The organism is Vibrio tubiashii ATCC 19109, from assembly GCF_000772105.1.
Lineage (GTDB): Bacteria > Pseudomonadota > Gammaproteobacteria > Enterobacterales > Vibrionaceae > Vibrio > Vibrio tubiashii.
The window spans coordinates 1,023,875-1,036,286 of sequence record NZ_CP009354.1; the positions used below are offsets into that span (position 1 = coordinate 1,023,875).

12 protein-coding genes are annotated in these 12,412 nt (G+C 45.3%); 9 read left to right on the forward strand and 3 right to left on the reverse strand.

The genetic code is table 11. The annotated features are described in order from the left end of the window. Positions 1 to 315: 315 nt before the first annotated feature. The 3 genes from fadI (at position 316) to IX91_RS04725 (ending at position 4,388) form a co-directional block, all read left to right on the forward strand. Complete coding sequence (gene fadI, locus IX91_RS04715) at positions 316 to 1,623, forward strand: acetyl-CoA C-acyltransferase FadI (protein WP_004748339.1); 1,308 nt, start codon at positions 316 to 318, stop codon at positions 1,621 to 1,623. Further along, the gene (gene fadJ / locus IX91_RS04720) at positions 1,623 to 3,746 is read left to right on the forward strand and encodes a fatty acid oxidation complex subunit alpha FadJ (RefSeq protein WP_004748337.1); all 2,124 of its coding nucleotides are present in this window, start codon (positions 1,623 to 1,625) and stop codon (positions 3,744 to 3,746) included. Before fadI ends, fadJ begins: the two co-directional genes overlap by 1 nt. Positions 3,747 to 3,839: 93 nt before the next feature. Continuing rightward, complete coding sequence (locus tag IX91_RS04725) at positions 3,840 to 4,388, forward strand: NAD(P)H nitroreductase (RefSeq protein ID WP_004748336.1); 549 nt, start codon at positions 3,840 to 3,842, stop codon at positions 4,386 to 4,388. 66 nt (positions 4,389 to 4,454) lie between these two features. Here IX91_RS04725 and IX91_RS04730 read toward each other — a convergent pair whose 3' ends face one another. Then, positions 4,455 to 5,330, reverse strand: a complete 876-nt coding sequence (locus tag IX91_RS04730; RefSeq protein WP_004748335.1) for a LysR family transcriptional regulator — start codon at positions 5,328 to 5,330, stop codon at positions 4,455 to 4,457. Positions 5,331 to 5,571: 241 nt separating this feature from the next. Between IX91_RS04730 and IX91_RS04735 the strand changes: the two genes are divergently transcribed. The 6 genes from IX91_RS04735 (at position 5,572) to recR (ending at position 11,319) form a co-directional block, all read left to right on the forward strand. Further along, the gene (locus IX91_RS04735; protein WP_004748334.1) at positions 5,572 to 6,672 is read left to right on the forward strand and encodes a response regulator; all 1,101 of its coding nucleotides are present in this window, start codon (positions 5,572 to 5,574) and stop codon (positions 6,670 to 6,672) included. Between the two features lie 364 nt (positions 6,673 to 7,036). After that, positions 7,037 to 7,429: a YbaN family protein gene (locus IX91_RS04745; RefSeq protein WP_038197396.1), complete on the forward strand. Its 393-nt coding sequence runs from the start codon at positions 7,037 to 7,039 to the stop codon at positions 7,427 to 7,429. Between the two features lie 168 nt (positions 7,430 to 7,597). Beyond that, complete coding sequence (gene apt / locus IX91_RS04750) at positions 7,598 to 8,143, forward strand: adenine phosphoribosyltransferase (RefSeq protein WP_004748330.1); 546 nt, start codon at positions 7,598 to 7,600, stop codon at positions 8,141 to 8,143. Between the two features lie 27 nt (positions 8,144 to 8,170). Next, the gene (gene dnaX / locus IX91_RS04755; RefSeq protein WP_004748328.1) at positions 8,171 to 10,300 is read left to right on the forward strand and encodes a DNA polymerase III subunit gamma/tau; all 2,130 of its coding nucleotides are present in this window, start codon (positions 8,171 to 8,173) and stop codon (positions 10,298 to 10,300) included. A 72-nt stretch (positions 10,301 to 10,372) separates the two neighbouring features. Beyond that, on the forward strand, positions 10,373 to 10,702 hold the full coding sequence (locus IX91_RS04760; RefSeq protein WP_004748326.1) for a YbaB/EbfC family nucleoid-associated protein: 330 nt from the start codon (positions 10,373 to 10,375) through the stop codon (positions 10,700 to 10,702). A gap of 14 nt (positions 10,703 to 10,716) precedes the next feature. Further along, on the forward strand, positions 10,717 to 11,319 hold the full coding sequence (recR, locus tag IX91_RS04765) for a recombination mediator RecR (RefSeq protein ID WP_004748325.1): 603 nt from the start codon (positions 10,717 to 10,719) through the stop codon (positions 11,317 to 11,319). A 92-nt stretch (positions 11,320 to 11,411) separates the two neighbouring features. Here the strand turns inward: recR and IX91_RS04770 are convergent, their stop codons facing one another. Next, on the reverse strand, positions 11,412 to 12,053 hold the full coding sequence (locus tag IX91_RS04770) for an outer membrane beta-barrel protein (RefSeq protein WP_004748324.1): 642 nt from the start codon (positions 12,051 to 12,053) through the stop codon (positions 11,412 to 11,414). A gap of 92 nt (positions 12,054 to 12,145) precedes the next feature. Continuing rightward, on the reverse strand, positions 12,146 to 12,394 hold the full coding sequence (locus IX91_RS25720; RefSeq protein WP_004748323.1) for a zinc/iron-chelating domain-containing protein: 249 nt from the start codon (positions 12,392 to 12,394) through the stop codon (positions 12,146 to 12,148). Positions 12,395 to 12,412 lie beyond the last annotated feature (18 nt).

Here is a 12,412-nt window from a genome sequence, read left to right on the forward strand (position 1 = left end):
TCCTTTTGAAGGCTGACTTTACTTTCTCCTAATCAGGAAACTGATTATTTCAATTGGCGTAAGTTAATTGCTTTATATATTCCAACCACACAGTCTTGTGTGGTTTTTTTTTGCCAGCAATCTCTACGACAACCATTCTACCTATAAGTTACACCTATTTTATCAAGTTATCTCTTAGTCCAGTGTTATTTATCGCCATTGGCTGATAAGCAGCGTAATCTGTCGTAAGTCACGTTTATTCAAACGACCGTTTGATTGAATTAACATTCTCGTTACAATGATTCTGGTCAGACCTCTATTTATTAAGGAGCAACAATGGGCAAGCAGGAAGTGAAAACTCGCTCAGGAGAACGTGTAGCGATTGTCGCAGGATTGCGAACACCGTTTGCACGTCAAAGTACAGAATTTAGTCAAGTCCCGGCGGTAGACCTCGGAAAAATGGTCGTGAGTGATATGCTTGCTCGCACTGAAATCGATCCAAAACTCATTGAGCAGGTTGTGTTTGGTCAGGTTGTACAAATGCCTGAAGCACCAAACATTGCACGTGAGATCGTGCTTGGAACGGGGATGGACATTAATACCGATGCCTACAGCGTGACTCGTGCTTGTGCGACGAGCTTCCAATCAGCCGTAAACGTTGCCGAAAGCATTATGGCGGGAACCATTGATGTGGGTATTGCTGGTGGCGCGGACTCCTCTTCTGTTCTGCCAATTGGTGTTTCGAAGAAACTAGCGGCAAACCTGCTAGCTCTGAGTAAAACCAAGACGCTCAGTCAAAAGCTTAATATTCTTAAAACTCTGTCATTGAAAGATTTGATGCCAGTACCGCCTGCAGTCGCTGAGTATTCTACTGGCTTATCAATGGGTCAAACGGCGGAGCAAATGGCGAAATCGCATGGCATTACTCGTCAGGCACAAGATGAACTTGCTCACCGTTCTCATACGCTTGCAGCTCAAGCTTGGAATGATGGCAAGATAGAAGGGGAAGTGATGACGGCATTCCCTGAACCTTATAAGAAGTGGATCGCTAAAGATAACAATATTCGTGAAGATTCGACGATTGAGGGTTACGCAAAACTTCGTCCTGCATTTGACCGCCAGTACGGCAGTGTAACCGCGGCCAACAGTACGCCTCTTACCGATGGTGCTGCGGCAATCATGTTGATGCGCGAAGGCAAAGCGAAGGAGCTAGGATTAGATATCATGGGTTACATCCGCTCTTATGCTTTCTCTGCAATTGGTGTAGAGAAGGACATGCTTATGGGGCCTTCTTACGCAACGCCGATGGCGCTCGAACGCGCGGGTATCGAGCTCTCAGATCTGACGTTAATCGATATGCATGAAGCCTTTGCTGCGCAGGCGCTTTCAAACGTTAAGATGTTCGCAAGCGATAAATTTGCCCAAGAGAAGCTGGGTCGCTCCAAAGCGATTGGCGAAATTGATATGGATAAATTCAATGTGTTAGGTGGCTCGATTGCGTACGGTCACCCATTCGCTGCGACAGGCGCGCGCATGATCACTCAAACGTTGCGTGAACTGCAACGAAGAGGTGGTGGTTTAGCATTGAATACAGCCTGTGCCGCAGGCGGTTTAGGCGCAGCTATGGTACTGGAGGTAGAGTAATGAGCGACAAAACTGCATTTAACTTATCCATTGATGATCAAGATATCGCTTGGCTCTCTATTGATGTTCCTGGCGAGAAGATGAATACCCTTCAAGCCGCTTTTGCTGAAGAAATGGAAGCGATCTTCGCTCAACTTGCGGAGAAAGGTGCGGCAATTAAAGGTTTGGTGGTTCATTCATTGAAACCAGATAACTTCATTGCGGGTGCCGACGTACGTATGCTTGATGCTTGTACTAGTGCTAAGGAAGCGCAAGCATTGGCAGAAAAAGGTCAGCAAATGTTCCAGCAGCTTTCAGATTTGCCTTATCCGGTGGTGGCTGCTATTCACGGTCCTTGTTTAGGAGGTGGACTAGAGCTCGCATTGGCTTGTGATTACCGTGTGTGTAGTGATTCAGAAAAAACCCGTTTAGGTTTGCCAGAAGTACAGCTCGGCCTATTGCCTGGCTCGGGCGGTACTCAGCGACTGCCTCGTTTGATTGGTTTGTTGCCATCATTAGATATGATTCTTACTGGCAAACAGCTTCGAGCAAAGAAAGCGAAAAAACTGGGTGTGGCAGATGCGGTCGTTCCTCACACGGTTCTGCTTGATGTTGCGAAAAGCTTTGTCGAAAAACATGCGGGTAAGAAAAAAGCGAAACGTAAGGTCTCAACCAAAGAGAAGCTAATCTCAAATACTGGCTTAGGCCGCAAAGTGATTTTTGAGCAAGCCGCTAAAAAGACAAATGATAAAACTCGTGGAAACTACCCAGCAGCTGACGCTATTTTGCAAGTGATTCGCTTTGGTCTCGAAAAGGGCTTTGAAAAAGGTCAGAAGAAAGAAGCTGAGCGTTTTGGTGAGCTAGTGATGACCTCTGAGTCAAAAGCGCTACGTTCGATCTTCTTTGCAACCACAGAGATGAAAAAAGAGCACGGCGGTGATGCTCAACCTAAACCTATTGCAAGAGCAGCGGTTCTAGGCGGTGGCCTTATGGGCGCAGGGATTAGTCATGTCAGTGTGGCTAAAGCAAAAGTGCCTGTTCGAATCAAAGATGTGTCTAATGACGGTGTACTTAACGCGCTCAAATACAATTACAAACTGTTTGAGAAGCAAAGAAAACGTCACATCCTCTCTAAAGCGCAACTGCAAAGTAAAATGTTGCAGCTTTCTGGTGGGACAGATTTTACTCGCTTTAACCACACCGATATTGTTATTGAAGCGGTATTCGAAGATCTCAACCTTAAGCAACAAATGGTGGCAGATATCGAGAGTAACGCCAAAGATAGCACCATTTTCGCGACTAATACTTCGTCTTTGCCAATTCATCAGATTGCTGAGAAAGCGGAGCGCCCGGAAAACGTCGTCGGTCTACACTATTTCAGTCCGGTAGAGAAAATGCCATTAGTAGAGGTCATTCCTCATCAAGGCACTTCGGATGAAACGATTTCAACGGTAGTGGAATTTGCGCGCAAGCAAGGCAAAACGCCGATTGTGGTTAAAGATTGTGCGGGTTTCTACGTAAACAGAATCTTAGCGCCCTACATGAATGAAGCGGCGCAAGTTCTGTTGACTGGAGAGCCAATCGAGCAGCTTGATACTGCGCTGCTTAACTTTGGTTTCCCTGTTGGGCCAATCACTCTACTGGATGAAGTAGGCGTTGATATTGGAGCCAAAATTATGCCTATTTTAGTCGCTGAGCTCGGTGAACGTTTCCAAGGGCCAGATGTGTTTGACAAACTGCTCAATGATGACCGTAAAGGACGTAAGAGCGGTAAAGGTTTCTATACCTACAAAGGCAAAAAGAAAGAAGTCGACAAGTCAGTATATAAGTTACTGAGCTTGAGCCCAGAATCTAAGCTTGCTGAGAAAGACATCGCTATGCGTTGTGTACTACCAATGCTCAATGAAGCGGTTCGCTGTTTAGACGAAGGCATCATTCGCAGCCCAAGAGACGGTGATATTGGTGCTATTTTCGGTATCGGTTTCCCTCCATTCCTAGGAGGTCCATTCCGTTATATGGATCAAATTGGAATCGAAAAATTGGTGGAAATCATGAACGAGCATGCGCAGAAATATGGCGATCGATTCGCTCCATGTGATGGTTTACTCACGCGAGCAGGCATTGGCGCTAAGTTCTACGGCTAAAACCAAAGCTCTACTAAGGCGAACCAATGGGTTCGCCTTTTTCGTTTATGGGCGTTATTATCAAGAAAAACAAGAAACTAAAAAGGAAGTCTCATGGATGCTCTAGATTTATTGTTGAACCGTCGCTCAATCGCAAAGTTGTCTGAGCCTGCTCCAGAAGGAAAAGCGCTGGAAAACATTATTCGCGCAGGACTAAGAGCGCCAGATCATGCAGGTTTGACTCCTTGGCGCTTTGTTATTGCGCAAGGTGAGGGGCTCAACAAATTGTCTGACATTCTAGTCAAAGCTGCACAAGCTGAGGACAGTGAACAAGCCGTTGTGGACAAGGTGAAAAATGCGCCGTTTCGTGCCCCAATGGTGATTACTGTTATTGCTAAAGTGACCGAACATGAGAAAGTGCCGGCGCTAGAACAATACCTTTCAGCAGGTTGCGCCGTTCAAGCTATGCAGATGACAGCGGTTGCTCAAGGTTTTCAGGGATTCTGGCGTTCGGGCAAGTGGATGTTCCACCAAGAAGTGCACCAAGCGTTTAATCTCGAAGGTGACGATGAAATTGTTGGTTTCCTTTATCTTGGTACGCCAGGTTGCACACCAATGAAAGTACCAGAGCGGGATTTGAGTAAGTTCGTCGAGTATCTGTAAGAATTAAAAAAAGCTTGGTGATTACCAAGCTTTTTTACTTTTGGCGCTTGATTAGGTCAACAGACCCTAGTGAAGATTGTAAGCAATAACAAAATCAATAAACAAACGGACTTTTTCTGGTAGATGATCTTTATGGTTATAGAGCATATAGATATCGCGTGGGTTAGCACTCCAGTCTTCAAGCACGCGTACTAAGCTACCATCCTCAATGTACTCCCTCAGCATGACATCAGGCATAAGAGTGATGCCTAAACCTGAAGAGCATGAACTTCTTACTACGTCTAAGGTGTTGGCTTGGAAGCGGCCTTTATCATTATTGATAACCGTTTCACCGCTATTGTTCGACAGCTGCCATTTAAGTAGTGGCGATCCTTTAAGCAAAGAGTGGTGATGCAGATCTTCTGCGTGCTTAGGTTCTGGATTTAATTTCAGATATTCAGGGCTAGCGACCAGAATATCAGCCACTGAGCTGATTTTGCGCGCGATTAGACTAGAGTCACGCTGCGGACCAACTCGAAAAATGACATCCCACTCAGTTGGGTCCAACTGATCGGCGTGGTTGCTGGTCGTTAGCTCAATATTGATGTCAGGGTACTTAGCCATAAAGGCATTGTACATAGGCATCATCATGCGCTTAGTCAGGTTTGAAGGCGCGGTAATACGAATTTTACCCGCAGCCCCTCGGCACTCATCGGTTAACTCCTCTGCGGCTGACGCTAAGCGGCTAAGCAGAGGAGAACATTCATTGTAAAAACGTTCACCTGCTTCTGTAAGGGAAAGTTTACGAGCATGGCGATTGAGAAGGCGTAGGTTCAAAGAATCTTCTAGAGCCTGAATACGTCGCGTTATTGTCGCTACAGGAATCATCGTTTTACGAGAAGTTGCGGTATAACTCCCGTTTTCGACTACCAGTCTAAATAGGTTTAGATCATCTAATTTCATTGTATCAGACACACATTTTTACGAATTTAGTTAATTTATATGTATATCAAACGTCAAAGTTTGAGTCACATCAACAAGTTTATCGATATTTGTTATTCCATACATATAGTATGCAACAAGGCTTCAAAGTGGAAGATTTGTATAAATCGCAGTTCGAGACTACTTTTTAAGGAGTGTGTAGAACTAAATACAACAATAACAATAAAGAGCAGTAACATTAGTTTGTGTGAGGCAAAGATTTATGCATAAAACAGTTGAAGTTGGAACCAGTGCGGCTGTGCCTGTCGCCGCTGGGCAAAAGGTGATCATGCTGGTGGATGACGATCCGATCTTCCGCCGCATCACACTCGGCTTTCTAGAATCCCAAGGCTACAAGGTTGTAGAGGCGGAGAATGGACTCGATGGGTTGCAAAAACTGCGTTCAAATGAACCGGATTTGATTCTGTGTGATCTGTCGATGCCCATTTTGGATGGTATCGAGTTCGTTGAAGAGGTGAGCCTCGAGTACCCCTCATTACCGCTAATCGTTGTTTCTGCCACTGATGAAATTTCAGATGTGGCGAAAGCACTGAGGTTTGGGATTAAAGATTTTTTACCTAAACCGATTAGCAATCATGAGCACCTAGCGTGCGCCATCGAAAACACCCTTGATGACTCGGATAACCATTTAAGCGATCAACGTGATTTTTCCAGTCAATGGTTCAGAGTCGATAGCGGTGATATGCCAGAAGAGCAAGAATTGCATTGGCATTTAGAGTACCTTGACGAGAATCCAAGCGCGGCTAAAGATTTGCTACATGCTCTGTTACCAGACAAAGATACTTCTCAAGGCGATTGGAAATGCAGCTATCGCTTGCTCCAGTCAACGGATGTGATGCCACTTGTCTTTGATTACGCATGGCTCATTAACGGGCAGTTTGCTTTTTATCTCGTTGATTCTGACAGTGAAGGGCAGCATGGAGCGGCCACCACCTTGTTGGTTCGCGCGCTTTTCCATGATTACCTTCGTAACCTCAAGTGCTTTAATGCCGATCTTAAAGACATCGCAAGCTTGCTTGAGAAGGGGATTAAGTGCTCCGATTGCAGTACACCTGTTAAAGCCATATTTGGTATCGCTGATTTATCAGAGGGGACGTTATCACTTCTCCCTGCAGGATTAGATGCTCAGTGGGCTAACGGGTATTTTTCTCAGCATATTCCGGCAGGGGTTATGCTAGGAGAAAATTGCGTTAAAAACTTTATTACCACTGACTTGCCCATTCAGTCAGCTTGCCAATTAACGCTAAGTCGTTTGGGCTCAAGCAGTTTTAGCTTAGATATTTATCGTGGCAGCAACGCCTAGCCACAATAGCTAGAATCAATAGCTGAGCATGACTCACCCCGATGGTGGGTATAAGGCTCAACAGACACATTTCAAATAACCCTTTTGTTAGTCGGTGTTTGTCGACTAACGATTAGGGTATAGTCCGCCATAAAACAAAAACAACCCAAGTTATTAACATTTGATTAATCTCATGGGAGTAAAGTCAACACCTATAATTAGAGAAGCAAGCTCATGGCAGACAAAGATTTTAAAGAACCTTATAATATTTACTACTTTCTTGGATTCATAGCAGTACTGCTTATCCCGACGCTACCAGCAACCTTGACTTGGATTCGCGTGCTTAATGGATATGCAGGCTTCTAAATAGCGTTCGGAGCATACCATCTTAATTCGCAGACTCTTTCTTAATTTTGTTGGTGTGCTCAGCCTAATTCTGGGCTTTATAGGTATTTTCTTACCTCTCCTACCGACCACTCCGTTTATTCTTCTCGCTAGCGCTTGCTTTATGCGCAGCAGTCCCAAATTTCATCGCTGGTTGCATCAGCACAAAACATTTGGTCCTATTCTCACTAATTGGCATCAAAATGGCGCGGTGACCGCTAAGGTCAAAAAGCGTGGTGTGATATGCATACTCATCAGTTTTGCCTTTTCAATTTGGGTCGTACCGCACTTCTGGTTAAAGATTGCTCTTGTATTGATGCTCATCATTTTACTCAGTTGGTTTATTCGTCTGCCTGTGACTGAGTACCTTGCCGATAGAGAAGAAAATCACTAAGATTGTGAAGAAGTGTGCCCGCTTTTGAAGTGGGCGTTTGTTTTTTAGGCACAATGAACCGTGGCAGTTACTTTAGTCATTTCCAGAGGTTAGGTTGTGCTCAGAATTACGCTAGCAAATGGTAAGCGTTTAGAAAAATGCGCCAACTAGCCAATCTAAGAATGAATTATGACTACTGAAACAATCTCACAGATCAAATCAAGCATTAAAAGCATCCCAGATTACCCTAAGCCAGGCATTCTATTTCGTGACGTAACAAGCCTAATGGAAGACGCAGCGGCTTATCAGGCAACGATTCAGCTGTTAGTTGATAAGTACAAAGATATGGGCTTTACCAAAATTGTTGGTACTGAAGCTCGTGGCTTTCTGTTTGGCGCACCATTGGCTCTAGAGCTTGGTCTTGGTTTTGTGCCAGTACGTAAACCGGGTAAGTTACCGCGTGCAACCGTTGCTCAGTCTTATGAGCTAGAGTACGGCACAGACACGCTTGAAATCCACGTTGACGCGATCAGTGAAGGTGACAAAGTTCTTGTTGTTGATGACTTACTTGCTACAGGCGGTACGATTGAAGCGACTACAAAGCTGATTCGCCAGCTTGGTGGTGAAGTTGAGCACGCTGCTTTCGTTATCAACCTTCCAGAGATTGGTGGTGATAAACGTCTTGAAGGTCTTGGCCTTAACGTTTACAGCATCTGTGAATTTGAAGGTCACTAATCGGGTAGGTTATATAGGTATCGTTTCATGAGTTATCTTGCCTTAGCGCGAAAGTGGCGACCAACCAAATTCAACGAAGTGGTTGGTCAAGCCCATGTTCTCACCGCGCTAGAAAATGCGTTAGCGCAAAATCGTCTTCATCATGCCTATTTGTTTAGCGGCACGCGTGGTGTGGGTAAAACCACTATCGGTCGTTTGTTCGCCAAAGGTTTGAATTGTGAAACAGGCATTACCGCATCACCTTGTGGAGTATGTGATACCTGTAAAGAGATCGATGAAGGTCGTTTTGTTGACTTACTAGAGATCGATGCGGCATCTCGAACTAAGGTTGAAGACACTCGTGAACTTCTCGACAACGTACAGTACAAACCTGCACGTGGTCGATTCAAGGTCTATCTGATCGATGAAGTTCACATGCTCTCGCGTCATAGTTTCAACGCCTTATTGAAGACGTTGGAAGAGCCACCTGAGTATGTGAAGTTCTTACTGGCAACCACAGACCCACAAAAACTTCCCGTGACTATTTTATCTCGCTGTCTTCAGTTCCATCTGAAACCAATCAGCGTCGATAATATTCATGAGCAGCTTGATCACATCCTTCAGCACGAGAGCGTTAATGCTGAAGCGAGAGCTTTAGGTATGATTGCACATGCGGCCGATGGCAGTATGCGTGATGCGCTAAGCTTGTCTGACCAAGCAATTGCCCTAGGGAATGGTCAAGTGCTGACGGACAGCGTCGCACATATGCTCGGAACCTTAGATACCGACCAAGCATTACACTTGCTTGAAGCTATCAGTTCTAAACAGCCACAAACGGCGATGGAGTGTATTGCAACTCTGGCACAAAATGGCGTTGAGTGGGATGGGTTGCTCCAACAGTTAGCGACACAACTGCATAGGCTTGCTATGTATCAGGCATTGCCTGCGACATTAGACCAAAACCAGCCAGATGCGGAAAAAGTTGAGCTGCTCGCGCGTGCATTAAGCCCACAAGATGTTCAGCTTTATTACCAAATTGCGTTAAAGGGACGACAAGATCTCCCTCTATCTCCTTCTGAAAGAGTGGGGCTAGAGATGGTTATCTTGCGTATGATGGCGTTTAGACCTGTCTCCCAGCCGCAAGCGAATGTCATTAGCACTCAAGTTGAAGCGTCTGCTCCTGTTGAACCTAAACCTGTGAACACGGTTCCTGTGGTCAACCCAGCCCTACGTACTCAACCTAAGGCATCAACTCCTCAACCTCAGGCTTCTCAACCTGCTCCAAGCGCGAACGCAGTGCCTCCTGTTGCGGATTATAGCTATGAGCCACCGCAATATGATGAGCCACCGATTGAGCAATACATGCCACCAAGTGAGCAGTTTGTTCCCCCTCAGCCAGATATGGGGCAGCCAGCAGCTCAACCGCAAAGACAGCCATCATCGCCGCCGAGTGAACGAACTTCTTCGCCTTTGAGTGGTCTACGTCATCAGTTACGTTCGCAAAGAAAAGGGTTAAACCCTGGGCAAGGTAATACGCCAAAAAAGGCTAATGCGACATCTGCAAAACCAGAGTCTGTTCTTGACCGTGTAGCAAAAAAACACGGTGGATCAGCGCAGGTGTCGCCATTGTCACAACCCAACTTCAATGCAGCACCTGAGCCAGCTAAGGATGAACCATATCAATGGAAACCCACCTTACCTCAGACTCAGAAAGAATCGATAGAGCTAACGCCAACGTTACTCAAAAAAGCGTTAGAACATGAGAAAACACCAGAGATGGTGCAAAAGCTCGTAGATGAGAGCTTAGAAAAAAATGAATGGGCGAAACTGATTAGCCAGCTAACAACTGCGAAGCTAACGGAGCAGCTTGCACTAAACTCATATTATGAGAAAAGTGGCGCGTCTATCTCATTGACGCTAAGAGCGACACAGGCGCATCTGAATACCGACAAAGCTCAAAGTGAACTGCTTGGTGAGCTCAATCGCGTTCTCGGAGAAGAGTGTCATCTTAGCGTCGAAGTAGGAGAGAGTGGTGAAACACCTTTAGAGCTGCGAGACAAGCTCTATCAAGGGCGTTTAAAGCAAGCTTTCACCAGCTTAGAGCAAGATCAGAATGTTCAGTTTATCGAGAAGCGCTTTGCTGCTCAGCTCGATAAAGAGAGCGTGAGACCAATATAATTGTCGGGGTTGAGTTTTACTAATTGAGCCCCATCTAATAACGAAACAAGCTAACTAACCAGAGAGATAAACATGTTTGGTAAAGGCGGTATGGGCAATCTAATGAAGCAAGCCCAGCAAATGCAAGATCGCATGCAAAAGCTTCAAGAAGAAATCGCTAATATGGAAGTAACAGGTGAGTCTGGTGCTGGCCTAGTTAAAGTGACTATTACAGGCAGCCACAGTGTTCGTCGCGTTGACATTGACGAGAGTCTAATGGAAGACGACAAAGAAATGCTTGAAGATCTTATTGCAGCAGCTTTCAACGACGCAGCACGTCGTGTTGAAGAAACTCAAAAAGAGAAAATGGCTGGTGTAACTGGTGGTATGCAACTTCCACCAGGCATGAAGATGCCTTTCTAATAGAGTAAGAATTAATGCGCACCAGTCATATGCTGGAGCAATTGATGGAGGCCTTACGTTGTCTACCTGGGGTTGGCCCCAAGTCGGCGCAGCGTATGGCCTTTCATTTGTTACAGCGTGATAGAAAAGGCGGCTTGCAGCTCGCAGATGCATTAAGCCATGCGATGACCGAAATTGGTCACTGTAGCGAGTGCCGTACTTTTACTGAAGAAGAAACTTGCCATATCTGTACTAATCCTAAAAGACAGGAAAATGGTCAGATTTGTGTGGTTGAAAGCCCTGCAGATATTGCAGCGGTAGAGGCAACTGGCCAATTCTCCGGTCGTTACTTCGTGCTGATGGGGCACCTTTCACCACTCGATGGGATTGGCCCGAGTGATATTGGTTTAGATACGCTAGACTTCCGCCTTCGTCGCGGAGATATCAGTGAAGTGATTCTTGCCACTAACCCGACGGTTGAGGGTGAAGCAACGGCCCATTATATTGCTGAGCTTTGCCGAGAGCATCAAGTTCAAGCGAGCCGTATTGCTCATGGTGTTCCTGTCGGAGGTGAACTAGAGCTTGTTGATGGTACAACGCTATCGCATTCTTTACTTGGTAGGCAGAAGCTTTCTTAATCAAATGATAAGACCGTGGGAAACTGCGGTTTTTTATTGGAATCGATGTTTGATAGCAATCCATCCCTAGATTGCGCGTGAGAAATAACCCGTTAGAAACGGTAGTCGAATGAGAGACTTATTTGATTGTTGTATGGGATTGAAACCTTGGTTGTTTCACCACTATCCCAGTTAATGGTGTTGTCGTATGATTCAAACATATGACGGTATTGTAAATCAGCAGACAAATTATCAAGAATTTGGTATTGCGCACCAACTTGTAAACCGTAAGTGAAGTCAGTATGACTGGCTTTGTGAGAAGCGCCATCCCCTGTATCACGATTGTAAATCGACATTTCAACTCGGTTGTTAACCAAACCAACCGTAGCACCACCAAACAAAGATAAATCTGAAGTTAGTGCATGAAGATAATCATAAGAAATCAGGTACTCTGTTTGAGCAAGATCGACACCTGAACTTACGTGCTCAGGTTCTTCATTTAGACGGTTACGATAGAGCGATGAGTCAACCATGTGGTTAATCGTGGCAGTAAATCGGTGGTTATCCTCTAAATATAAGCCGGCTCTTATATGGAATGCGCCACCCTCAGCATTATCGCTGAACGTACCGAACTCGCTGTCGCTGACTTCTCCCTTTACTCCTTGATAACCACCACCTGCACCGATGAAGAACTCAGTGGCATAAACTGAACTGGAAAGGCTAGCAATCACGAGTAAACTAAGCTGTTTTTTCATTTTAACCTCCAAAGAAATGAGGCAAACATTATCTTAGGAGTGAAATTAGAGAACTAATTAACAGACCTTATAACGCTGATAAGCATTACTTATCAGGTCAGATTTTCAAGCTCTGTGATGTTGTCTAATGCTTGCTGATTTGATGAGCCACACACCACAGGGCATGGTTTAAACTGGTGACAGACCTTTGGTCGCTCTGGTTTCCCAAACAGTTTGCAAAGATTATCTTCATTTAGCTGAAGACAGCGTTGTCCCGCGGGCTTTCCTTTAGGCATGCCGGGTATAGATGAAGAAATACTTGGTGCTATGCAGCATGCACCGCAGCCTAATCGACATTCCATCTACTTACTTCTCTGATC